The 23,914-nt window shown below is 64.8% G+C and carries 23 protein-coding genes; 8 read left to right on the forward strand and 15 right to left on the reverse strand.

The features are described 5' to 3' along the window. Window positions 1–20 precede the first annotated feature (20 nt). The 4 genes from M0208_RS16330 to M0208_RS16345 all read left to right on the forward strand — a co-directional run bounded on the left by M0208_RS16330 (window position 21) and on the right by M0208_RS16345 (window position 5,388). A complete protein-coding gene (locus M0208_RS16330; RefSeq protein ID WP_258892724.1) occupies window positions 21–2,519 on the forward strand; it encodes a TonB-dependent receptor in 2,499 nt (832 codons plus the stop codon). A 17-nt stretch (window positions 2,520–2,536) separates the two neighbouring features. Next, entirely contained in the window at window positions 2,537–3,349 is an 813-nt protein-coding gene (locus M0208_RS16335) for an enoyl-CoA hydratase/isomerase family protein (protein ID WP_258892725.1), read from the forward strand. Then, complete coding sequence (locus M0208_RS16340) at window positions 3,346–4,314, forward strand: zinc-binding dehydrogenase (RefSeq protein ID WP_258892726.1); 969 nt, start codon at window positions 3,346–3,348, stop codon at window positions 4,312–4,314. Before M0208_RS16335 ends, M0208_RS16340 begins: the two co-directional genes overlap by 4 nt. 147 nt (window positions 4,315–4,461) lie before the next feature. After that, the gene (locus tag M0208_RS16345; RefSeq protein WP_258892727.1) at window positions 4,462–5,388 is read left to right on the forward strand and encodes a glutathione S-transferase family protein; all 927 of its coding nucleotides are present in this window, start codon (window positions 4,462–4,464) and stop codon (window positions 5,386–5,388) included. Here the strand turns inward: M0208_RS16345 and M0208_RS16350 are convergent. Genes M0208_RS16350 through M0208_RS16375 form a run of 6 tightly spaced genes read right to left on the reverse strand, consistent with a single transcriptional unit; the run spans window position 5,381 to window position 9,967 of the window. Further along, on the reverse strand, window positions 5,381–6,196 hold the full coding sequence (locus M0208_RS16350; RefSeq protein WP_258892728.1) for a glutathione S-transferase family protein: 816 nt from the start codon (window positions 6,194–6,196) through the stop codon (window positions 5,381–5,383). The two genes, M0208_RS16345 and M0208_RS16350, sit on opposite strands and share 8 nt — an antisense overlap. Further along, window positions 6,193–6,771, reverse strand: coding sequence for a nuclear transport factor 2 family protein (locus M0208_RS16355; protein WP_258892729.1), 579 nt, complete (start codon window positions 6,769–6,771; stop codon window positions 6,193–6,195). The genes M0208_RS16350 and M0208_RS16355 overlap by 4 nt, the downstream gene beginning before the upstream one ends. After that, window positions 6,768–7,151, reverse strand: coding sequence for a hypothetical protein (locus M0208_RS16360; protein ID WP_258892730.1), 384 nt, complete (start codon window positions 7,149–7,151; stop codon window positions 6,768–6,770). The genes M0208_RS16355 and M0208_RS16360 overlap by 4 nt, the downstream gene beginning before the upstream one ends. Further along, window positions 7,144–8,610 carry a pyruvate, phosphate dikinase gene (locus tag M0208_RS16365; protein ID WP_258892731.1) on the reverse strand — a complete coding sequence of 489 codons (1,467 nt, stop codon included), beginning with the start codon at window positions 8,608–8,610 and terminating at the stop codon, window positions 7,144–7,146. The genes M0208_RS16360 and M0208_RS16365 overlap by 8 nt, the downstream gene beginning before the upstream one ends. A 2-nt stretch (window positions 8,611–8,612) precedes the next feature. Beyond that, entirely contained in the window at window positions 8,613–9,218 is a 606-nt protein-coding gene (locus M0208_RS16370; protein ID WP_258892732.1) for a hypothetical protein, read from the reverse strand. After that, window positions 9,215–9,967 carry a PEP-utilizing enzyme gene (locus M0208_RS16375; RefSeq protein WP_258892733.1) on the reverse strand — a complete coding sequence of 251 codons (753 nt, stop codon included), beginning with the start codon at window positions 9,965–9,967 and terminating at the stop codon, window positions 9,215–9,217. Before M0208_RS16375 ends, M0208_RS16370 begins: the two co-directional genes overlap by 4 nt. 160 nt (window positions 9,968–10,127) lie before the next feature. Here M0208_RS16375 and surE point away from each other — a divergent pair, with 160 nt between their 5' ends. Together surE and M0208_RS16385 are read left to right on the forward strand one after the other, a co-directional pair. Next, window positions 10,128–10,895, forward strand: a complete 768-nt coding sequence (gene surE / locus M0208_RS16380; protein WP_258892734.1) for a 5'/3'-nucleotidase SurE — start codon at window positions 10,128–10,130, stop codon at window positions 10,893–10,895. After that, window positions 10,896–11,594: a GntR family transcriptional regulator gene (locus tag M0208_RS16385; RefSeq protein ID WP_258892735.1), complete on the forward strand. Its 699-nt coding sequence runs from the start codon at window positions 10,896–10,898 to the stop codon at window positions 11,592–11,594. A gap of 3 nt (window positions 11,595–11,597) precedes the next feature. Here M0208_RS16385 and M0208_RS16390 read toward each other — a convergent pair whose 3' ends face one another. The 6 genes from M0208_RS16390 to M0208_RS16415 are packed head-to-tail and all read right to left on the reverse strand — an operon-like array spanning window position 11,598 to window position 19,274. After that, window positions 11,598–12,827 carry a thiolase family protein gene (locus tag M0208_RS16390; RefSeq protein ID WP_258892736.1) on the reverse strand — a complete coding sequence of 410 codons (1,230 nt, stop codon included), beginning with the start codon at window positions 12,825–12,827 and terminating at the stop codon, window positions 11,598–11,600. Then, entirely contained in the window at window positions 12,827–14,383 is a 1,557-nt protein-coding gene (locus M0208_RS16395) for an AMP-binding protein (RefSeq protein WP_258892737.1), read from the reverse strand. Before M0208_RS16395 ends, M0208_RS16390 begins: the two co-directional genes overlap by 1 nt. A 2-nt stretch (window positions 14,384–14,385) precedes the next feature. Continuing rightward, on the reverse strand, window positions 14,386–15,840 hold the full coding sequence (locus M0208_RS16400) for a pyruvate carboxylase (protein ID WP_258892738.1): 1,455 nt from the start codon (window positions 15,838–15,840) through the stop codon (window positions 14,386–14,388). A 3-nt stretch (window positions 15,841–15,843) separates the two neighbouring features. Further along, entirely contained in the window at window positions 15,844–17,202 is a 1,359-nt protein-coding gene (locus M0208_RS16405) for an acetyl/propionyl/methylcrotonyl-CoA carboxylase subunit alpha (RefSeq protein WP_258892739.1), read from the reverse strand. Between the two features lie 3 nt (window positions 17,203–17,205). Then, window positions 17,206–17,679: a biotin/lipoyl-containing protein gene (locus M0208_RS16410; protein ID WP_258892740.1), complete on the reverse strand. Its 474-nt coding sequence runs from the start codon at window positions 17,677–17,679 to the stop codon at window positions 17,206–17,208. A gap of 11 nt (window positions 17,680–17,690) precedes the next feature. Then, window positions 17,691–19,274 carry a hypothetical protein gene (locus M0208_RS16415; RefSeq protein WP_258892741.1) on the reverse strand — a complete coding sequence of 528 codons (1,584 nt, stop codon included), beginning with the start codon at window positions 19,272–19,274 and terminating at the stop codon, window positions 17,691–17,693. A gap of 763 nt (window positions 19,275–20,037) precedes the next feature. On the opposite strand from M0208_RS16415, the gene M0208_RS16420 reads away from it, so the two are divergent. Next, window positions 20,038–20,367, forward strand: coding sequence for a helix-turn-helix domain-containing protein (locus M0208_RS16420; protein ID WP_258892742.1), 330 nt, complete (start codon window positions 20,038–20,040; stop codon window positions 20,365–20,367). 73 nt (window positions 20,368–20,440) lie between these two features. Further along, window positions 20,441–22,018 carry a recombinase family protein gene (locus M0208_RS16425; protein WP_258892743.1) on the forward strand — a complete coding sequence of 526 codons (1,578 nt, stop codon included), beginning with the start codon at window positions 20,441–20,443 and terminating at the stop codon, window positions 22,016–22,018. Window positions 22,019–22,131: 113 nt separating this feature from the next. Here M0208_RS16425 and M0208_RS16430 read toward each other — a convergent pair whose 3' ends face one another. The 3 genes from M0208_RS16430 to M0208_RS16440 form a co-directional block, all read right to left on the reverse strand. Continuing rightward, window positions 22,132–22,389: a hypothetical protein gene (locus tag M0208_RS16430; protein ID WP_258892744.1), complete on the reverse strand. Its 258-nt coding sequence runs from the start codon at window positions 22,387–22,389 to the stop codon at window positions 22,132–22,134. A gap of 196 nt (window positions 22,390–22,585) precedes the next feature. Further along, complete coding sequence (locus M0208_RS16435) at window positions 22,586–23,491, reverse strand: ImmA/IrrE family metallo-endopeptidase (protein ID WP_258892745.1); 906 nt, start codon at window positions 23,489–23,491, stop codon at window positions 22,586–22,588. Further along, window positions 23,488–23,814, reverse strand: coding sequence for a helix-turn-helix domain-containing protein (locus M0208_RS16440; protein WP_258892746.1), 327 nt, complete (start codon window positions 23,812–23,814; stop codon window positions 23,488–23,490). Before M0208_RS16440 ends, M0208_RS16435 begins: the two co-directional genes overlap by 4 nt. Between the last annotated feature and the right edge of the window lie 100 nt (window positions 23,815–23,914).

Consider the following 23,914-nt stretch of genomic DNA (forward strand, 5'->3'; position numbering starts at 1 on the left):
CGACACAGGGGGTACAAACCATGTCACGCAAGACCATGTTGCTCGGTTCGATTTCCGCGATCGGGCTGCTGATCGCGGCGGCCGCACCGGTGGCGGCGCAGACCAACAACGATCCGGCGGGCGGCGGGCAGACCCCGACCAGCCCGGAGCCATTGGCGGGCGCGCCGGTGCAGCCGCAACCTCAGAGCACGACCAGCACCTCGCCCGACTATCTCGGCGCCGACGTCATCGTCACCGCGCAGAAGCGCGAGGAGAACATCAACAAGGTCGGCCTGACGATCGCCGCGATCGGCAGCGAGGCGTTGGCCGAACGCAGCATCCAGTCGCTCTCCGACCTGGCCGCCGCGGTTCCCGGCCTGTCCTATGTCAACAGCGCCAACAACACGCCGGTGTACAACCTCCGCGGCGTCGGCTTCTACGACACCTCGCTCGGATCGTATCCGACGACCAGCGTCTATCTCGATCAGGTGCCGCTGCCGTTTCCGGTGCTGACCAACCTGACCGCGTTCGATCTGGAGCGGGTCGAGGTGCTGAAGGGTCCGCAGGGCACGTTGTTCGGGCAGAACTCCACCGGCGGCGCGATCAACTATATTGCCAACAAGCCGACCGCGGAATTCCACGCCGGGTTCGACGCCACCTATGGCCGGTTCGACCAGATCATCGGCAACGCCTATGTCAGCGGGCCGCTGTCCAGCACGCTGCGCGCGCGTCTGGCGGCACGGGTCGAGGACGGCGGGCCGTGGCAATACAGCTACACGCGCCCCGGCGATCGCAACGGCCGGATGGAGAATTACGCCGGCCGCCTGCTGGTCGACTGGGCGCCGACCGACACGATCAGCTTCGAGCTGAACCTGAATGGTTGGAAGGACAAGAACCAGCCGACCGCGGTGCAATATTCGCAGTTCAATCAGCAGGCGATCACCAACGTCTCGGACGACGTGCGCAATTACCCGCTCTCCCCGAACAAACCGCGTGCGGCGGACTGGAGCGAAAACAACCGGATGTTCCGCAACCTGCGCTTCGCGCAGGCGTCGCTGCGGGCTGACTGGGAATTCATTCCCGGCGTCCAGTTGACCTCGATCACGTCGTATGTCGATTTCAAGCAGCGCGGCGCGCTGGATCAGGACGGGATCAATTTCGACGACATCGACCTGCGTTTCTTCCGCGGCAAGATCACCAGTTTCTCGCAGGAATTGCGGCTGGCCAACGTCGGTCCCAGCAGTTTCCGCTGGATCGTCGGTGCGAACTACAGCCGCGACAAGGTCTTCTACCGCGAGAACATCGTCTACGGCGACGGATCGGGCGGCAACAATCAGGTGCCGCCGTTCCAGATCGAATCGAGCGAGAATTTCAGCGACCAGAAGATGCGCAATTACGCCGTCTTCGCAAACGGCGAACTCGATCTCAGCGACCAATTCTCGATCAAGGGCGGCGTGCGCTACACGAAGGCCGAACGCCGCGCCGACATCTGCAACGTGGACGGCACGCTGACCCCAGACGGCGGCCCCGCGAACCGCAATTTCCGGGTCGGCGGCGCGAACCGGCTGTTCGATCTGCTCGCCGACCTGTTCGCGCCGGGGAACACCTACCCGGACATCTTGCCCGGCGGCTGCTTCAACCTGAACGATCCCGATCCGCGCAACCCCAACCTCAATCAGCAAGGCCCGTGGCAGCCGGGGCTGTTCACCTCCGAGATCAACGAGGACAATATCTCGTGGCGCGGCGGTATCGACTTCAAGCCGACCGAGACACTGCTGCTCTACGCCAACGTGTCGAAGGGCTATAAGGCGGGCGGGTTCGGCAACATCAACGCCGCGATCGATTTCCAGTTCAGGCCGGTCGTGCAGGAATCGATCCTGGCCTATGAAGCCGGGTTCAAGGCGCAGCTGGACGATCGCCGCCTGACGATCAACGGCGCGGCTTTCTACCTGGATTACAAGGACAAGCAGCTCCGCACGAAGGATATCAATCCCATCTTCGGGATCATCGATGCGCTGAACAACGTGCCCAAATCTCACATCCAGGGGTTCGAGCTGGAGGCGAACGTGACGCCCGCGCGCGGGTGGAATTTCGGCGCGGCGGTGACCTATATCGAATCCGAGATCGACGAATATACCGGCATCAACGCGGGCGGCGTCGTCGCCGATTTCAAGGGTACGGTCATCCCGTTCACCCCGAAGTGGCAGATTGGCGCGAACGGCCGCTACGAAACGCCGCTCTCGGGCGACATGAGCTTCTTCCTGGCGGGGCAGGTCAACCACCGCAGCAAGACCTTCGCCGCGATCGGCGGCAGTTTCGATCCGCAGCGCAATCTGGCGCGCGGGTTCGAGATCAACGACTACGTCACGGTCGATGCGCAGGTCGGCGTACGCTCCGACGCCGGGTGGCGCGCGATGGTCTGGGGCAAGAACCTGACCAACCAATATTACTGGACCAACGTCGTCGCCGGGCAGGACCAACTGGTGCGCTATCCGCAGCGGCCGGCCACCTACGGCATCACCTTCGGCTACGATTTCTAAGGCGGGAGCAGCGGACGATGGCTGATCGTCACATCGACGAACATCTGGACGACGGCATCCTGCGCCTGACGAAGGTCAACACCGACACGCGGCAGGGCGTCAGTATGGCGGTGATCGCCGAACTGGGCGAGGCGATGGACCGCGTGCGTGACGATCCGCAGATCCGCTGCGTCGTGATCGATGCGGGCGGCGACGGCTTTCATAACGGCGCGGTGATGCTGGGGGAGATGGGGAAGGACTGGCCCGACCTGACGCGCGCCGATTACCGCCGGATCATCGACCTTGGGCACGGGCTGGGGCGCAACATCGCCTCGCTCGACGTGCCGGTGATCGGCGTCGCGGCGGCGGGAGGATTGGGTGGCGGGCTGGAACTGCTGTGCCGGTCCGACCTGGTCTATACCACCGATGCGGCGCGGTTCAGCTTTCCCGAGGTGACGCTGGGGCTGGTCGCGGGCTGGGGCGGCACCCAATGGGCCGGGCGGCTGATTCCGCATCGCAAGGCGCAGGAATTCCTGCTGCTGGGCGAAGAGATCGACGGGCGCACCGCGGAGCAATGGGGCCTCGTCACGCGATCCTTGCCCGATCGCGCCGCGCTCGATGCGCAGGTGCAGAACGTCACCGACCGGCTGAAGCGCTGCGCGCCCGTGTCGGTCAAATGGCACAAGGAATGCCTCCGCGCGATCTGGCAGAAAAGCCTGACCGAGGGTGAGGCGGTGGAGGCGATCGCGGTGCCGGAGGCGATGGCGACGCAGACGTGGTTCGGCCCGACCGCCGCGTTCTTCGAAGGCAAGGGCTGGGACTATACGAAGAACGCGGCGATCTCGCCATGAAGGCCGCCGTCATCCACGAACAGGGCGCGCCCGAGGTTCTGCAGTATCAGGACATGCCCGATCCGGTCGCGGGGCCGGACGACGTGGTGATCGACGTCGAGGCGATCAGTCTGGAGGGCGGCGACCTGCTCAACCGCTCGATCCTGCCGGTCGAAACGTTTCCGCATATCGTTGGCTATGGCGCGGCGGGGCGGATCGCAGCGGTGGGGGCGAAGGTCACGCAGTTGAAGGTTGGCGACCGCGTCGCGGCGTTCAACTTCGCCGGATCACACGCGGAAAAGTTTCTGGCTCCTGCGGCAACAGCCTTCGTCGTGCCCAACGGGCTCGACATCGGCATCGCTGCGACGATGCCGGTCGCGTTCGGGACCGCGGACGAAGCGCTGTTCGAGGCTGGCGGGCTGAAGGCCGGGGAGACCGTATTCATCCAGGGCGGCGCTGGCGGCGTCGGGATCGCCGCGATCCAGCTCGCCAAGGCGGCCGGCGCGACCGTGATCGCGACCGCGCCATCGTCGGTCGATCCCGCGCGGTTGCAGGCGCTGGGGTGCGACCACGTCATCACCTATGACCGGACCGACTATGCGGCGGAGGTGCTGCGGCTGACCGAGGGCAGGGGGGCCGACCTAGTCGTCGACCTCGTCGGCGGCGATGCGGCGGCGGTGTCCAAGCTGATCTCGACCGTCGCGTACAAGGGACGGCTGTCGGTGGTCGGGCTTGCAAGCGGATCGGCCCCATCGGTTGCGTTCTGGGATATCGTGCCGAAGAACATGACCGTCCGCGGCGTCCTGTTCGGGATCGAAATGGGGACGCCGCGCGGGCGGAGTATGATCGAAGAGCTGTTCGCGCGCGCCGCGACGGGCGAACTGACGATGCCGATTGAGCGTAGTTTCCCGCTGGCCGAGGCGGCAGCGGCGCATCGCTTCGTCGAGGAAAACCGACCGCTCGGACGCGTGCTGCTGATCCCATGACACGCGCCGCGCTGCTCCCCTCCCCTTCAGGGGAGGGGCCGGGGGTGGGGTCTCTCCGCTGGCGGATCGCTCGTGGATGGACCCCACCCCAACCCCTCCCTGAAGGGGAGGGCCTTTGTTAAGCATCTGCCGTAGGAAGTGATTTTCATGCTCGCCGGCCCGACCGATTTGATCGTCCACCAATACAGCCGCGAGCCCGCCTTCTCGGTCAAGACGCGGCTGATGCTGGGGTTCAAGAGCGCCGAATGGTTCGCCTGCGATCATTCGACGATCCTGCCCAAACCCGAACTCGCCGCACTGACCGGCGGGTATCGGCAGATCCCCGTGCTGCAGGTCGGGGCCGACATCTATTGCGGCAGCGAGCTCGTGCTCGACCAGCTGGAGGCGCGCGTCCCTCAACCGTCTCTGACGCGTGCGAGCGGCCCAGGGATCGGACGCGGGCTCGCTTATTGGGCGGAGGACAATCTGTTCTGGCTGATCGTGCAGATTGTCTGCGGATCGGGGTTCGAATCGACGACGCGGCCGGATTTCGACGCTGACCGGAAACAGATGCTGCCGGGCATCTACGACGTCGAGCAAATGCGCGCCGCATTGTCCGTCAACGTGCCGCTGTTGCGCGCGCAGCTCGATCTGCTCGAACGGCAGCTGGCCGACGGTCGATCTTTCCTGTTCGGCGATGCGCCCGATCTCGCCGACATCTCCTTCTACTTCCCGCTCGATTTCCTGCGCCACTGCCGCAACGGGAACGAACGCATTCCGGACGATTATCCGGCGATCGCCGCATGGATGATCCGTGTCGCCGCGATCGGGCATGGACGGCGGCATCCGATCGATCGCGCGGGGGCATTGGCCGTCGCCCGCGCTGCGACACCGACGATCGCGCCGGTATCCACGATTGCGGAAGGACCGCAACCCGGCGATCGCGTGCGCGTGAAATGGGCGGCGTACAGCCCGATCGAGCTGGCGGGCGAACTCATCGAAGCGCACCCGCGCAGGATCGCGGTGCTGTGGTCCGCACCCGAGGTCGGCGACGTCGTCGTGCATCTGCCGCGCAGCGCGGGGGAACTCACCTAGCCAGGCGCGACTGATCCTGCAGCCGCGAAAGGTCCGTAAAGCGCACATTGTCCGCCGCCAGCCCATCGGTCACCACCGAAAGCCCCCCAGCGCGGATCATCCATTCCAAGCGATGGTCGCGGTAGTGGCGTTTCAGCAGGCCCTGATCGAGCACGTCCGCCACGCTGTTGATCAGCGACAGATCGCCATGCGACTGCGCGAACGTCTCCGCCACGCACGGCCGCTCGAACATCCGCGCATACCAGCGGCCGAGCGGGCGACCCTGATCAAGCCGGATGCCATGCAGCGCCGATCCTGCGACGAATGGCACGACCGCAATGTCCGCCATTCCGAACGCCGCGCCCCCGAACCAGTCGTCCTCGCCCAATTGACGCTCCAGCCAGTCGTGCAGGATCGCGGTGTCCGCCCGTGCCGCAGCCAGCAGTTCGCCGGCGATGCCCTGCGCCTGTCCGCGGCGAAAGAAGTTCAGTTCGTACAGCCCCCAGTTGATCGCCTCGTAATGCGTGTCGCACACCTCCTCGATCATCCGCGCCCGCGCGCGGCCCGCTGCCGTCGCGGCGCGCAGCGGCGGATCGGACCATTTGTCCTCGATATAGTCGAGGATGATGCTCGAATCGAAGATCGTCACGTCGCCGTCGACCAGCGCCGGGGCCTCCGATCGCGGATTCGCGACGACCAGTTCTGCAGACACGCCGACCCCGATTCCGCCGGGGATGCGCCCTTCGAATGGCAGGCCCTTTTCGCGCAGCGCGAGTTTCACTTTCTCCACGAACGGGGAAAGCGGCGTTTCCCAAAGGAACAGCGTCACGGCCGCCAGTCGCCGCCGAAATAGCTCGCATCGCTGCGGTCACGCATCGGGATCGTCGGCATCGCCGAGGGCAGACCGCCGTCGACGATTCCGGCATGATGCTGGACGCGCGTCCATTCGACGATCGGCTGCATCGTCAGGATGCGCCATTCGCCGTCGCGGCGCTGCATCGTGACCGCATAGCGCACGCCGACGAGCAGTTCGTACCGTTTGCTCCTGTCGCGGTCGAAGTCGTCGAACCGCGCAGCGCCGATAACGCCCTCGATCGTCGCGGCGTCGTCGGCCAGCAGGTGATAGCCGACGCCGTACAGTTCGACGCGGCCAAGGTCGCCGTCCAGCGTGATGAGCATATTGGCGATGTAGTGCATCACGCGGTCGAATGATTTCGGCAGCATTTCCTCGAACAGCGGCCCGGCGAAGTCGGTCATCGGCCCGTCGAGCGGCCCGCCGATGAAATGGCCGTCCGGCCAGAAGGCGGCCTTTTCGAGTTCGATATCCAGCCGGTCGGCGGCACGAAAATGACGTAGCAGGCAATGACGGATTTCCTCGCGCGCGATCAGATCGTCGACGGTCATGCAGCGATCGTCAAGATCGGCTCGCCATATTCGACCAGCGTACCCGGCGCAGCGCGATGCGCGACGATCGTGCCGCCAGTGTCGCTGACCAGATCGATCGTCTCGTCGAGCAAGGCGATCCGCCCGACCGCGCCCCCCGCCGCGACGATCGTGCCCGGCGCTTCGAGCGTGACGAGCGTCGCCACGTGCGGTGCCTCTACGATCGTTTCGGCGACCGGGGCCGCCTCGACCGTCGGCTCCATCGAAGTTGACGGCGCGCGGATCGCAGGATCGCGCGACGCGAACAGTTCGAACGATTGCGTAACGACGTGACACGCCTTCAGCGACGACCGCTGAAACTGAAACAGCAGCGCGCGCGCCTCGGTGACCGGGTCAGCCATGCGCAGCTTGTCTGGCTGGCTGTCGGTCGAACCGCGCATCGCCAGCCGCGCGCGCCCAATCGGCGAGCCGTCTTAGCAGGGGATGATCATCGATCGTCGGCACCTCCATCGCCAGCGCGCCGGGCCACACCGTACCGTCGCCGTCGACCGTCACGACCGTTCCCGCCAACGCCATCACCCCGTCGCCGCACCCGACGACGCAGGGGCGGCCGAGCGATCGGCTGACGACCGCGGCGTGCGAGGTGGCGCCGCCCTGCGCGGTCACGATGGCCCGCGCCGCGATCATGCCGTGGACGTCCTCGGGACTGGTCGTCTGGCGGACCAGAATGACGTCCTCGCCCGCTTCGCCGCGGCGCTCGGCTTCGTCGGAGGAGGCGACCACGACGCCGCTCGCCACGCCGGGGCACGCGCCTTCGCCGGTCGCCACCGGGGTCAGTCCGTCGGTGGCGTCGGCGGTCAGACGCGGACGGAGCACTTCTGCGATCTGTTCGGGCGTGACGCGGGCGACCGCCTCGGTCTGATCGATCAATCCTTCGTCGGTCATTTCGATCGCGACCCGCACCGCCGCCAGCGGCGCGCGTTTTGCGCTACGCGACTGGAGCAGCCACAATTTCCCGCGCTGGACGGTGAATTCGATGTCCTGAATATCGCGCGCCTCGGTTTCCAGTTTCTCTGATGCGCGCAGCAGGTCTTCGTAAGCGGTCGGCGATTGCGCCTGCATCGCGCTCAGCGGCTGCGGCGTGAACTTACCCGATACGACGTCTTCGCCTTGCGCCCGCGCGAGATATTCGCCGAACGGCACGCGCTCGCCGGTCGAGGGGTTGCGCGAGAACAGGACGCCGGTCCCGCTGGCGTCGTCCAGGTTGCCGAAGACCATCGCCTGAATGGTCACGGCGGTGCCGATGGCGTCGTCGATCCCGTTGTGCTGGCGATATTTGCGCGCGCGGCGGCTGTTCCAGCTGTCGAACACCGCCCGCACCGCCGCGATCAGTTGTTCGCGTGGGCTCTCGGGAAGCGGCGCGTCTTCGCCCTTCAGCACGATCGTCCTGTACAGGTCCAGAAAGCGATGGTGCGTATCGCGCGCAAATTCCGGCAGCCCCGTCTCCGCCGCCAACGCCGCCTCCACCGCGTCGCCGACGCCCAGGTTCAGCACTGTGTCCATCATCCCCGGCATCGAGATCGCCGCTCCCGACCGCACCGACAGCAACAACGGCGACGGCCCGCGCCCGAACGTCCGCCTGGTTTCTTCCTCCAGCCACTCCAGTCCGGCGTCGATCTCGGCTTCGAGACCCGGAGGCATCGCGCCCTCCTGATACGCGCGGCACGCTTCGGTCGTGACGACGAACGCGGGCGGAACGGGCAGGCCGAACGACAGCATCCGCGCGATCGACCACGCCTTCCCGCCGACCATCGCGCGATCGGGCAGGGTCGCGCCGTCCAGCCGCAGCGTCCAGCGCATCGTCACTCCTCGCGCTCCCGCCCCATGATGCGCAGCAGTTCCTCGTGCAGTTCGAACCAGACGGTGTGGTAACTGTCGCGGTGGATGTCGCTGACCCACGCGGGGTCGCCGCCTTCCGCCTTGTCGAGCGCGGCTTCCAGTTTATCGGCGTAGATCTTCAGCCGCGGGATGCCGCGCGACAGGCCGGTCAGGACGGGTTCGGCGCGTTCGTGCAAGGTGGAGAGCCGGTCGATGACCTTGTCGTCATACGCCGCATCGCTGTGGTCGTTCGTGCGGCGTTCGCCTCGCACCTCCATCGTCTGCCAATCGGTGATGATCTGTTTCAGGTCGGGGTTGATCCGTTCAAACCCGTGGTACGCCTGGATGAACGCGTCGTCGGCGCGCGGCGCGGCGAAGTGCAGCGCGTAATTCGCCTGCAGCGCGACGCGGGCGAGCGGGGTGAGCGTGTAACCGCCGCGCGCCTCGATCGCGCGGCCGGTCGCGACCGCGGCGGCCAGTTCCTGCGTCACCGTGTCGATCGATTGCCCGGTCAGCGCCGCGACCGCCGCGGCGTCTGCGTGGCGCTTGATCGCGAGGCCGTGGAAGGCGAGCGTGCGGTCGTCCATCATGCCGCGCCCTCCAGTCGCCAGACGCGCCCGGTGCGTTCGGTCGCGGTCTGATAATCCTCGGTCGTGCGCGGGGCGGCGGTGGTCTCCATCAGCACGCGGTCGCCGTCCCGGATGCCGCTCAATTTGGCGTTCATGAAACAGGGTATGCCGAATTCGCGCGCCAGGATGCCGAGATGCGATCGCACCGTGCCGCCGGCGCACAGGATACCGGCGAACTGGTCGATGATCGGCGCGGTCAGCGTACCGCCCGAATCGTCGATGATCGCGATCGTGCCCGCCGGCACGCCGTCGGTGAGATAGGCGAGCACGCGGTCGTTCGATCGGATATAGCGCGCAGTGCCGCTGACGTCGGCGTCGTGGCGCACGACGTTGTCGCCCTGACCCACGCGCGTGCGGCCGTCGCTGTCCGCTGCTTCGGTCACCGCCTCGGCATGATCGAACATGAAGTCCGCGCCCGAATCCGCGCCGCCCTTGTACGCGTCGGGACGTTCGGCGACCGAGATCGCGGCGGACCAGTCGAAGCGGTGTCCGGCGTCGAGCAGCGCCTGTTCGACCGCCTCCAAATCGGCGCGAGTGATCCCGGCATTGGGCGCGGCGAAGACGAAATCGTCGAAACCCGCGCCGCCCGATTTCAGATGTTCGCCATAAGCGTCGCGGATGCGCGCGCGGACCAGCGCCAGCGTCGCTTCAACGATCGGGCTGGCGGGCGGGCGGGCGTGACGGATGGTGTCGATCGGCAGATACGCCATGGCCTCTCCCTCGATTCCACGAGCGGTTTTGTAATCTCATCATCCGCAAAGAGGCCTGGATTGTCAACTCGTGACCGGATGATTTCGTCGAACGATATGATTGGACTGTTTTGCGGATATCGTGGCATGATATGCGGCAGGATGAAGGGGAGAATCGCCGATGGCGCAACAACGCGTCCTGATCGTCAACGACGACGGAATCGACGGCCGTGGGATCCAGTTGCTCGAACAGATGGTGCGACGCTTCACCGACGACATCTGGGTCGTCGCGCCCGACGAGGAACGATCCGGCGCGAGCCATTCGATCTCGATCAACCACCCGATCCGCGCCAGGCGGCGCGACGAGCGTCATTTCGCGGTGCGCGGATCGCCGACCGACTGCGCATTGCTCGGCATCTACGAACTGATGGGCGACGGGCGGCGGCCCGACATCCTGCTGTCGGGGATCAACGACGGCCCCAATCTGGCCGAGGACGTGCTGTATTCGGGCACATGCGCGGCGGCGAAGGAAGGCGCGGTGCTGGGCATTCCTTCGGTCGCGCTCAGCCAGATGCGATCCTATGGCAATCCGGCGAACTGGGCCGCGTCGGAGGCATACCTGCCCGATATCATCGACCGGCTGCTGGCGATGGACTGGCCGCCGGGCGCGTTCGTCAACGTGAACGTGCCCAACGTCGCGCCGGAGGCGATCACCGGCATCGAAGTCACGCGGCAGGGGCGGCGTCCGGCGGGCGGGTTCGTGCCGGTGCGGCGCGAGGACGAACGCTTCGTGCCCTATTACTGGATCAAGATCAGCCCGCAGGCGGCCGATCCGGCGGCCGGAACCGACCTCTACGCCACCGCGAACAATGCTGTATCAGTCACGCCCATGCATCTGGACATGACCTGCGAATCGCTGGTTGAGGATTTGTCGCGAAGGTTTGCCTGAATGACCGCACGAACTGCAGAAGCGGACGATGGTCCGCCGCCCGAGGGCGACATCATCCAGCGGGTCACCGAAGGGCTGATCTACTGCATCCGGTCGGGCCAGATGGCGCCGGGGCAGCATCTGGTCGAGGGCGACCTGACGCGGCGCTTCGGCGTCAGCCGCGGCTCGCTGCGCGAGGGGCTGAAACAGCTGTCGTCGATCGGCATCGTGAAACTGACGCGCTTTCGCGGCGCGTTCATCGCCGCGCTGGATCGCAAGAGCGTGCATGACCTGCTCGACGTGCTGGAGCCGTTGTGCGGACTTGCCGCAAAGCTGGCGGCGCAGGAATGCCGCAACGATCGCGACAAGGCTGAACTGAAGCGGATCGCGGCCGAACTCGGCGCGATCGCCGACGGGGGCGCGCGCGCGAACTATCTCGAGAACCGGCGGCTGTTCTACGACCGGCTGATCGAGATCGGCGGCAACAGCGAACTGGGCAAGGTGATCCCGCTGGCGCGCACGGATCTGTTCCGTGCGCAGTTCGAGACCGCGCAGACGAAGGACCAGCGCAAGCGTCATGCTAACGGCTATGCGAAGATCGCGGAGGCGGTGGCCGAGAACGACCCCGCAAAGGCCGAACGCGCCGTGCGCAAGCATTTCGCGGCGACGCGCAAGACGGTCGAGGCGCTGCCCGGTTATGCGTTTGCGGCTAGCGCCTAGCGGCTAGCGGCTAGCCAAGATCGTGACGCAGGACATCGCGTCTTCCACACCGTAGAAACCGCCGCTGTTCTCGGCGAGCGCGATGCGGGCGTCGGGCACCTGCCGCTTCCCTGCGGTACCGCGGAGTTGCAGGACGAGATCATGGATCTGCGCGAGGCCGGTTGCGCCGAGCGGATGGCCCTTCGACACCAGCCCGCCCGATACGTTGACCGGTATCCGCCCGCCGAGCGCTGTCGCGCCGTTCAGGGCATCCGCGCCGCCTTCGCCGGGTTTGCATAGACCCAAGGCCTCGACCTGCACGACCTCTCCCGAGGAGCTCGCGTCATGCACCTCGGCTACGTCCACGTCGGCTGGCCCGAGGCCCGCGTCGACGTAGGCCAAGTCAGACACCTGCCGGGTGACGTGCGCGGCGTAGTCGGCAGGATCGCGGTCGCTGCCGGTGCGCGATCGGCAGGCGAGGATGCGGATCGCGCGGTCGGTCGCGCCGAGCGCCGCCGTCAGATCGGCGGCGCACAGGATCGCCGCCGCCGCGCCGTCGCTGATCGGGGCGCACATCGGATTGGTCAGCGGCCAGGCGACGACCGGCGCGGCGAGCACTTCCGCGACGGTCATCGGGTTGCGGTATTGCGACAGCGGGTTGTCGACCGAATGCATGTGGTTCTTGGCGGCGACCGCGGCGAACTGCTCCTGCGTCGAACCGTAGGTCGCCATGTGCAGCCGCGCCTGCGCGGCATAGGCCTCCATCAGGACGTTGGGGCTGACGGTGTCGAGGCCGGGCGGTATGGCGGCCAGACGGCCTTCGGTCCGTTTCAGATAATCTGCCGCGACACCGATATCGAGCGGTTGCTGGAACACCGCGAAACGCTTCTCTCGGTCCTGCGTGTAGAGTTTCTCCGCACCGACCGCGAGCACGACGTCGGCCAGACCGCTGCGGATCAGGTCGAAGGCGAGGTGGAACGCCATCGTCGCGCTGGCGCACGCCGCCTCGACCCGGAATGTCCGCACGCCGGTGATGCTGAGCGGGCGGAGGACATATTCGCCGGGAATCGACATCTCTCCCGCAACGAACGCCTGCGTGACATTGGCGTAGATCGTCGTATCGAGCCGGCCGGGCGCGATCCCGGCATCGTCCAGCGCGCCGCGCACCGCGGCCTGCGCCAGATCGGTATGGGTGCGATCGAGATGACGGCCGAACGGCGTCATCGCGGTGCCGATCACGTCGACGCCGCGCATCAGATCGCGCTCCCGCGGTTTTCCCAATAGGGTTTGCGGAGCGCCGCGCGCAGCACCTTGCCCGCGTTGCTGCGCGGCAGGCTGTCGATGAAGGTCAGCGTCTTCGGCGTCTTCACCGCCCCCAATCGTTCGCGGGCAAAGGCGATCAGGTCAACGGCTGGGGGCGGTTCGGTTCCCGCGCGGCATTCGACCACCGCGGTCACGGCCTCGCCCCATTTGTCGTCGGGCACGCCGAACACCGCGCAGTCCTGCACCGCGGGATGCGCCTGCAGCGCCTGTTCGACCTCGGCCGGATAGACGTTGAATCCACCCGAGATGATCATGTCCTTCTTGCGGTCGACGATGTAGAACCAGCCGCCGTCGTCGCGATATCCGATGTCGCCGGTATGATGCCAGCCGAAGCGTGAAACGTCACCGGTCGCCTCGGGATTCTTGTAATAGCCCGCCATCACCAGCGGCCCGCGCACGACGATTTCACCGCGTTCTCCCGGCGGCAGCAGATGGCCGTCGTCGTCCATCACCTCGACCCGCGACAACAGGTTCGCCTGCCCGCAACTACCGGAATGCGCGAGGTCGCCCGCTTCGTTCAGATGCGCGTGCGGCGGCATCGCGGTGACGCACATCGGCGCCTCGGTCTGGCCGAAGCTGGCGTTCATCACCGGGCCGAACACCGCGATCGCCTCGCGCAGCCGATCGAGCGACATCGGCGCGCCGGCGTAGGAGATATACTCCAGGCTGGAGAGGTCGCGCCGGCGGACGTCGGGATGCGCAAGCAGCATATATATCGCGGTGGGCGGCAGGAACATATACGTCACGCGGTGCAGCTCGATCGCGTCGAGCACCGCGCCCGGATCGAACGCAGGCAGCACCACCACCGTCCCGCCCAGCGCCATGCTGGCCAGCGCCAGCGGCCCTGCGGCGTGAGTCATCGGCGCGGCGACGAGGTTCACCGGCGGGGTCTTCATCGGCATCGACGCGACCAGGCTGGACACGAGCGACTGCCACACGAGGTTGGTCAGCATCACGCCGCGCGATCGCCCCGTCGTGCCCCCGGTATTGGCGAGGAAGGCGAGTTCGTCGGGCTTGCCGTCGCGGCGTTGCGGCACCTCGCTGTCGGGATACCGATCGATCCAGTCGCCGAGGTACGTGTCGGCTGCCGGGTGTGGCGCGTCGATCGAGACGTAGCGGCGGATGTTGGGGCAATCGGCGCGAAACCGGGCGATGCGATCGGCGACTTCGGTCGCGAAGAACAATGTGTCGACGTCGAGCAGGTCGAGCAGATAGGCGTTCTCATCGACGCTCGCGCGGTGGTTGGCCATCGTCCACACGCCATCGGCGCGCAGGATGCCCAGCACTGCCTCGAACGCGATCGGAGAGTTGCCTGAAAGCACTGCGCCGTGTGCGCCGGGGCCGAAACCATCGGCGATCAGCGCGTGGCCGATGCGGTTGGATTGCGCGCGCACCGCGGCGTAATTGCTGACGCTGGTATCCGTGACGATGCACGCGCGGTCGGGGGCGTTGCGCGCGCCGCGATCGAAGAAATCGATCATTCGCATGGTCAGCGCCTGAGCGTCATGTCGAGCGTCTCGGTCTTGAGCCGCACGACCGGGGCGGCGGCAATCGTCATCAGGCGCGCGACTTGATCGAGTTCGGGGGAGGACAGGGTAGGGAAATCGCGCGCGGGCGGGCCGGTCCGCCGCATCCGCTCGATATCCGCGGCGGGGACCAGGGCGCGCAGGATCAGTTCGTCCTCGTCATCCGTTCCGTGCTGGCGTTTCAGGTCGGTGACGTCGGGTTGCGGCGGCGGGTTGTTGACGATCTCCTTCGCGCGCGGCGCGGCCATGATGCGGTCCATCACCTGCGGGTCGATCGGCGCGGGCGGGTCGCCGTAATAGCCAGCGGCGTACTGGATCACCTCGTCGGGGACCGTGCCATAGCGTTTGCCGGTGACGATGTTGAGCACCGCGACCGTGCCGACCAGCTGCGCGAACGGCGTCGCCATCCCCGGATAGCCGAGTTCGCGGCGGACCTCGGCGACTTCAGTCAGCACCTCGGGCAATTTGTCGAGCATGTTCTGCTGGATCAGCTGGTTGCGCAACGTCCCCATCATGCCGCCGGGAATCTGCGTGGTCAGCGAGGTGATATCGTATTCGTAATGCTGGTCGTGAAGGTAGCCCGCGGCCTTCGCGACCTGCCGGAAATGGTCGGAGACGGGTTGCAGCAACGACGTGTCGATGTCGTGCGTGTGGCCCAGCGTCTCCATGTTCTTGACCATGATGTCGATCGACGGGATCGACGGGCCGTTCGCCATCGATCGCGCCGCGGTGTGGAGCACCGTCACGCCGAATTCGACCGCATCGCAATAGGCCTTGGCCGACTGCCCGAGCATGTTGTTCGAATGCATCTCGATCGGCTTGCCGCGCGCCCTCGCGACGATCGCCGGGACCAAAGTCTTGATCCGCTCGCGATCGAGCACGCCGCCGGTATCGTACAGCAGCAGGCTGTCGACGTCGGGCAGCGCGGAAAGCTTGTCGGCCTTGTCCGCCCAGAATGCATCGTCATGCACCGGCGACAGCGTGAACAGCATCGTCCCCGCGACCTTGCAGCCGTATGTCTTCGCCAGTTTCGCCAGCCGCGCCATCTTGTCGATGTTGAACAGCACGTCGTAGATCCACCATGACCTGACGCCGTGGACGCACAGGCGCTCCATCCACAAATCCATCAGCACGTCGGGGGTGAAGCCGAAGGTCACCGACCCGTTCGAGCGGATGCCGCCGCGCACCGGCGTTCGCTTGATCTGGCTCATCATCAGGTCGAAGCCCGCCCACGGGTCTTCCCGGCAGTTGCGCACCAGCACCTCGAACAGCGACGATCCCGCCAGGCTGATCGTCGAATATCCCGTGCGATCGATCGTCGGGATGACCGGATAGGCCTGCCCGGCCTGCATCCGCATCCCCCACAGGCTCTGCTGCCCGTCGCGCATCGTTTCATCGAGGAAGCTGATGTGGGTCATGGGTCAGGCTCCGAACGTCGGGAGCAGCACCTGCTCCAGCCAGCGGGTGTGGATGCGGTTTTCGCGGAAATCGGGATGCGCGACGATGGCGCGGTGGAGCGCGATCGTGGTCGGCACGCCCTCCACCTCGAACGCGGCGAGCGCGTGCTCCAGTCGCTCGATCGCGTGGTCGCGCGTGTCGCCGGTGACGATCAACTTGGCGACCATCGAATCGTAGTACGGCGGGATCGTCGCGCCCTCCGTCATGTGCGTGTCGATGCGGATGCCGTCGCCGGTTGGCACGTGCCAGCGGCGGATCGTGCCGGGGGAGGGGAGGAAATCGCGCGCCGGATCCTCGGCGTTGATGCGGCATTCGATCGCATGGCCGGAAAGGCGGATTGCGGACTGGTCGAGGTCGAGCGCCTCGCCCCCCGCGATCCGCAATTGCCACCCGACCAGATCCGCGCCGGTGACCTGTTCGGTAACCGGATGTTCGACCTGAATGCGCGCGTTGACCTCGATGAAATAGATTTCGCCGCGGTCGACGTCGAACAGGAATTCGGCGGTCCCGGCGCTGCGATAATCGACGCTCGCCGCCAGCGCGACCGCGCTGTCGTGGAGTTTCCGCCGCAGGTCGTCGGGCATCGCGACCGACGGCGCTTCCTCGACCAGTTTCTGGTAGCGGCGCTGGACCGAACAGTCGCGCTCGCCGAAATGCAGCACCTTGCCGTGGCCGTCGCCCATCAGCTGCACCTCGACATGGCGCGCGCGCGGTACGAAGCGTTCGATGAAGAGCGTACCGTCGTTGAACGCGGCCTGCGCCTCCGCGCTGGCCTTTGCGAATCCCGCCTCCACCTCGGCGCGGTCGTTTGCGATCACCATGCCGCGCCCGCCGCCCCCGGCCGAGGCCTTCAGCAGCACGGGATAGCCGATGTCGTCCGCCACGCGCGCGGCGTCGGCGGCGCTCGCGATCTTGTCGCTGCCGGGGACCAAAAACACGCCTGCGTCGCGCGCCATCGCGCGGGCGGAGAGCTTGTCGCCCAGCGCCTCGATCGTGTCGGCTTCCGGCCCGACGAAGATCAGGCCGTGCTGCGCGCACAGCCGCGGCAGTGCGGCGCGTTCGGACAGGAAACCATAGCCGGGATGCACCGCGTCGCACCCGCTCGCGCGCGCGGCATGAACGATCAGCCGCGGGTCGAGATAGCTTTTCCCCGCCGCGCCCGGACCGATCACGATCGCGCGATCCGCCATCCGGGCAGCGGCGCTGTCGCGGTCGGCGTCGGATACACCGATCACCGTTTCGATGTTCAGCGCCTGCGCCGCGCGGACGATGCGCAGCGCGATCTCTCCGCGATTGGCGACGAAGAGCCGTTTCAACGCCATCGGTCAGCGTGCGGGTTCGAGCGCGAACAACGGCTGGCCTTCGACCACCATCTGTCCGTCGACCGCATAGACGTTCCGCACCACGCCCCGGGTTTCGGCGCGCACCGCGGTGAACAATTTCATCACCTCGACCAGGCACAGCTCCGCGCCGGGTTCGACCGTATCGCCCACCTCGCAGAAATTCGGTTCGCCCGGTTTCGGGGCGCGGTAGAAATGGCCGAGGTACGGGGCGCGCACCACGTCGAAACCCTCGGGTATCTCGGCTGCGGCGGGTTCCGCTGTCGGCGAAACCGCGGGCGGCTTCGGCGCGGTTTGCGCGGGCTTCGCGGCCGTGCCGGACTGCGGCGCAGCGGCGGCGGGGTCGTTCGATACGAACAGTTCGAACCCTTCGGTCTTCAGGTGAAGTTCGGTGAGGTCGGACGCGCGGAACTGTTGCAGCAGCGCCGCGATGTCGTCGGTGCGGACGGTGTCGCTCATCCCCGTTCTCCTCAGCGCGCCGCGCGCAGCGCCTCGATCGCCGCCGGGGTCAGCCCGATGCCGCGATCCTTCAGCGTGCGTGATGTGGCCTGTTCGATCCGGTACAGCGCGTCGGCGCGCGGATCGCCGGCGTTCCATTTCAGCCAGCCGTCGGACAGATGCGCATATTGCGGGTCGAGCTGCGCCGGGCGGAAGGCGCGCGCCTGCGCATTGTAATCGGCCAGCGTCAGCGCGCCCGCGGTGGTGGTGTAGCGATCGACCTTGCCGCCCAGGCTCGACACGCCCGGCGCGATGCCGTCGGGCTGCGCGACACCGTCGCCGTCGATCACGGTCGGGGGCACCTGCGTGCAGTAACGCGCAGGCTGGTTGTTGTGCTGCATCATCGCATAGCCCTGCAGCTGCTGCGATTGCTGATCGACGAGACCGACCAGAGAGCCGAGAAAATCGCGGCCGAATTCGTCGTTCAGCAGCGGGCGGAAACGATCGGCGCGTTCGTCGATCGTCATCCAGTCGCCGACGTCATAGACCCCCGCGACGTGGGCGAAATCCTTCACGATCGAGAAATAGACGATCGCGCCCGCGTCCATCATCTGATCGCGCGACCAAGTGGCGACGCGCCGCCACAGCGCGGCGATCGCGGTGCGGATCTGCTCGGTCAGCGCCTCGAAAGTTTCCGTTAGTTCGTCCGCCGAGCCCATGCCGACCGGCTGATACCCTTCGCTCAACACGTCCGAGGTGTAGAGGCCGACCCCGACCAGTTTGTCGGCGGTGAATTCGGGGCGCGATTCGAAACTGCCCCAATCGTCCATCAGGTAGAAGTGGCAGTCCTTCACTTCCATCGTGACGGTCAGATTGTTGTGCGCGATGTCGTCCCCCACGCCGTCGAGCCACGGGAAATCGCCCTGCGCCAGATCGTTGAAATCGCGCACGATCAGTTCGCGGTCGGGCGCGAGCTTGTATGGTCCCGAATTGTTGAGCGTGACCCGGCTCTCGCAGGAAATCATGAAGCCGTATTGCGATGCGGCGGCCAGGAATGCGTGCGCCGCCTTGTGCAGCCGATCGCCCGGCGCGCAGGCGTTGAGGTCGGCGTGGAAAACCTGCACGCGGCGTTCGGGCAGCAACTGCACGCGCTGGCCGAATTCACGCGCGTTCAGATGCCCGTCCTCACGCTGCTGCGCCAGTTTGAAGCGCCGCCAGAAATCGAGCACGTAGATCGTGTCCGCCGCTGCATCCTCTGGCCGCAGCGCGCCGAAATTGATCAGCATCTCGCGCCCCAGCAGGAAGAAGCACGGCAGCGCCCAGCCGGGCAGATTGCCGAACTTCCCCGCCATCATCCGCGCGCGGTCGCCGATCTCCTCGGCGGGCATGACCGCCTCGATCTTCCTGAGAAGCGTCGGGTAGCGGTAGAAGCAATTGAGGTAGGACAGCAGCATATACGCCGGGACGGGGAACAGCTTCGATTCCTGCACCGTCCGCGTCACGCACAGCCAATAGGTGTCGTCGCCGATCGTCTGCAGCGCGTTGTTCGCCTCCAGCACCTGGCGATAGGTGATGCGCCTAGGCGATGCGTCTGGTGGTCCCTCTTCTGCGCCCATCCATCCATCTCCTGCGAACCGATGCCGGAAACTGCCTTCTTTTTACCGATATTGTCAATCGGTATTGTTGGACAATATTGGCGGATATTTGCGACGCCGCAGCTTCACGGCGTGCCTTCTCCGCACCGATTCTCGCAAGAGACAGAAATCAGTAGCGCCACGATGCGCGCAACGGCCGCATGCAGCGCTGCGTCATCGAAGCACTTGCCGGTTTCAAGTCCTGGCCGGTAAGCGTTGGACGATCGAGGGCGGCAGCGTTGATCAAGTTGAGTCGATCGATAATTTTCGAACTGACCGCCAGTAGCGAGGGCCAAATCGCTCGCGCAGTCATTGAAATCGCCTGGTGACCTGGATTGAAAGCGTCTCGAACTTTTTCCAACTTCCTTCGATAGAATCTCACAAAATAGTCGAGCGCTATCGCGCCGCATTTGCCGATGCAGCGTGACTTAGTTTGGCATATACCCAAGACATGGCTCGGGGAACTTTCGTGGCGCCGAACACGAGGGGTTCATCACTCTGCGTAGCGAGTGTGTAGCGCCTTCGAGTCCAGGTTCAATCGTTCCTACCTTGGCTTGCGATATGCATTGCCGGATCGATTCCGGTTTTGTGGTTCTCGCCGTGGGCGGTCTGCGCGAAGCCGAAAATCGATCTGGGGCGAGGATGACGAATCGCCCTCGCCCGCGCAATGGGGAGGGCATTGGCGTGCTGTTTTCGGCAATCTGGTGCCGATACGGACTGATTGGCGGCATAGAGGGGGTAAGAAATGAGCGGTGACACGATCCGTGAAAGCAGCGGCAATGTGTTTGCCGATCTCGGGCTCACCGATCCTGTAACGCATAAGCTCAGGGCAGAACTTGTGCACAAGCTCGACGGCGTCCTCAAATCCAGCGGTCTTGGTCCAACCGCCGCCTCACGACTAATCGGAATGGGACAATCCGATCTATCGAGGTTGTTGCGCGGTGGGTTTCGGGAAATGTCCGTGGAACGGCTGTTGAGCATGCTGTCCCGGCTGGGATGCGATGTCGATGTCAGCGTGCGATGGCAAGGCCGCTTGATCGGTGAAGTAATTCGTTATGAAGCGGTGGCAGCTTGATCGCGTCCTATATGGATCGAAATCGGCGCCTATAGGCTCGGCTCCCTAGAGTAATAAAGCAGGAGCGATAGCGTTGGCGAGACCGAGGAGTGCCGGAAATCGAAATAAGCGAACCAAGACGAAGACTGACAAAAGCTCCGGAGTCAGAAAAGCGGTTCTCTATGCGCGGGTGTCCACACCGGATCAGGAGCGCGAAGGCTATTCCATCCCTGCGCAGATTAAGCTCCTCGAGGATTACGCAGCGCTCAACGGGATCATCGTCACCAGCACGCATGTTGACGTCGAGACGGCGAAGAAGGCCGGGCGTACCGCCTTTGGCGAGATGCTGCGCTGCCTCCGCCGCGATCCCGAGATCGGCATCCTGCTCGTCGAAAAGACTGACCGGTTGTACCGCAATCTGAAAGACTGGGCGATCATCGACGATCTCGGGATCGAGGTGCATTTCGTGAAGGAGAATTTCATCCTCTCCGACGATTGCCGATCCTCGGAAAAGTTCATGCACGGCATCAAGGTGCTGGTTGCGAAGAGCTACATCGACAATCTCTCCGAGGAATCCACCAAGGGCATGTTGGAGAAGGCCCGGCAGGGGTTATGGCCGTCCTATGCACCGCTCGACTATGCCAACGTTGTCGATCCAAATGGGCGCAAGATCGTCGTGGTCGAGCCCGAAGTTGGTCCGCTGGTCGCCCTACTGTTCGAATGGTTCGCCACCGGGAGCTATTCCCTCACGCAGATAATGAAAAAGGCACGGCTGGCTGGCCTCAAGGGGCGTCGCAACGGTCGGCCGATTGCCGCCAGCACGGTGCAGAAGGTGCTCCGTAATCGCTTCTACACCGGCTCGTTCGACTGGGCGGGAGTGACCTATGCCGGCGTCCACGAGCCATTAGTGTCGATCGCGCTATGGGATGTCGTGCAAGAGATCCTCGACGGGCGTGCTGCTTCGAACATCCGCGCCGACCCACACGATTTTCCATTCAGCGGGCTGATCAAGTGCGGACATTGCGGTTGCGCCATCGTCGCCGAGATCAAGAAGGCGCGGTACATCTATTATCACTGCACCGGTTATCGCGGGAAATGCCCTGAGCGCTATGTCCGGCAGGAGGTGCTCGAGGAGCATTTCATTGAGTTGCTGCGACAGTTGAAATGCGATGATCAGCAGTTCGCGCTGATACGGCAGGCTCTCTGCGAGACGCAGGCGGATGCCGATCTGGAGGATCGTGTTATGGCATTTCGGAAGAGGGGACAGCTTGCTGGTAATCCAGGCGCGCTAGTGTCGGACGGAGTCGCGTTAGTAGACTTGGCGCGCGCCGCGTATAAGGATCTCGCTTGGCTGCCTGCCGTGGGGAAGCGGGAATTAGTCAGCCTGCTGATATCGAGCTGCACATGGGCAAACGGGAGGCTGACTGCGACCTTCAATCCGCCGTTTGAGGGTTTCGCCGATCACCTTTCTCGAGCAGCACACCCGGCCGCCGACCATTGTGATCAGCCGGGCGCGACTGTCGCGCTCAAGGCGATATTCCACCACCCTGCGCCTGGGACGCTGCGGCTGATCGCGCGGTTCAACGCGATGATCAGAAGTCAGGATGGCGGCGAAACTGAGAGGTGCGGACGCCTTAACCCATCGTCGGAATTGGATGTGGAAGCGGCCTAGAGTTGCAAGGCTTGCACGGCCTCTACGACCTCGTCGATGCGCCCCTCTTCTACATCGATCGACTTGCCAAAACCACTGCCCTTGCTCTGTTCGATCTCGACAGGCTCTGGAACCTAGACGCGCTCGGCCAGATCATCATTACAGGCGAGTGCCGCGATCATGTCGACGACGTCGGCGATCTTGGCCTTCAGTCTCTTTTGCTGTGCAAGCGGTAGCGCGATTACAGCGGCAGCAACCACAGCGGCGATCTGCGCGGTATCGGCGGCGGCGCCCTTGGTAAGGTCGGGCTGGCCCGTCAGAACTTCGCCGACCTTGCTTTCCACAAGTCCGCGAACACCGGCGCTCGCATCACCGTGCAACTGCGGCTTCATTGATCATCGCTCCTTACTGACGCTGAATAGCGGCGATTATATATTTTGTCCGTATTGTCCCGAATTTCCAATCAGCTAGCGGCCTCATGCCGAAGAGCACGGTGATAGGACAGAAAGAGCAGTTTTTGGTAATTCGGGAGCGCCGGCACCGAACGGGCGAGCGCCATTCCACCTGGCGCGCATGTAGGGACCGCGCTCAGCTTTCCATGAAACGGTCAAAACTATCGCTGATCTCTTCTTCCTCTTGATGCCAAGGACCATTGCTCTCGAAATGAAGGAGGGTGAGTTCCTGGTCATAGCGATCGGATCGCAAGCACATCTCAACGACTGGCTCGGGAAACCACACGCCGCTGTCCTGTTGAATGCCGGCCTTGGTCTCATTCGTGAATCCGCGAGTTACAGCGGTCGCGAGCGCAGGTAGCTCGTACACCTCATTCTTGGTGCGAATGTAGCGGCCCGAACGAAGCGCAGCTTTGCTCGGCTTCGCCCAATGGGCAAAACCCTCGTTTGACACGACGAGCATGGCCCTGGTCTCGGTGTATTCGAGCCATCGCAAGACTGCGGCCGTGAGCGACACACCGTATCGCGTCGCAAGCTCACCCAGTTTCTCGAAGTCAGGGCGAGCCTTCGCAGGGAGCTGTGAACGAAAATCGTGGAGTGGCATCAAAAGCGCCGCTGCAAATGCATCGGCTTCCTGTTCGATGCCCAACCCATCACGCTGCGTCACCGCTTCCTCGTCGCAATAGATCGCGAGATCATAGCTGGGATCGGTTTCGATCAGATCGCGGTGTAGGACGAAGTGCCCGAATTCGTGACCGATCGTATAGGCCCTGCGGCCTTCCGACTGGCCGACATTATACATGATCGCCCATTGCCGAGGCTGGCTGTCGCTGCAGACGAGGGCACCCACGCATCCTGGGATGTCCTGCTCCACAACCTCATGGATAGGGCCGTTCGGCGCGACATTGGTCGAATATTCCATCGCCAGGGTTGCGATGTCGACGGGCGCCTGATCGAACCGGTCTGCACCCAGCACCGTATCCAGCATCTGGGTGATACGTGCGGCTTCCTTCAGAGGGCGGGGCCGCGCGACCTGGCTCATTGGTCGTTTTTCGTGCCGAGGATTTTGGCCATTTCGCGAAGCTTTCGGCGCGTTTCGGGCGGCAGGCCGCTATAGGAGCGGTAGAAGGCCTTGTCCTCGGCTTCGTCGAGGGTCTGCTCGTCCCTGCCGAAGAGATAGTCCACCGTCACGTCCAGCGCCTTGGCGATTGCCGAGAGTTTCTCTGCGGATGGGCGCGGGGGATTCTTGTTCTCCAGTTCCCAGATGTAGCTCTTGGAGGATTCGGTTGCCTGGGCCAGCTGCTCAAGGGTCAGCTTCAGCGCTGTTCGGCGCTCCTTGATCCGGTCACCGAATTTTATCTCCATGAATGAGTGGCCCTTCAAAAGTTCGGAGTAGGATAACTCTAATACCCTTGACAGCGGCATGCAAGGAGCAGACGGTAAAGTTCAGAGTAGCGATATCGAG

This window comes from Sphingomonas sp. SUN019 (assembly GCF_024758705.1).
GTDB lineage: Bacteria > Pseudomonadota > Alphaproteobacteria > Sphingomonadales > Sphingomonadaceae > Sphingomonas.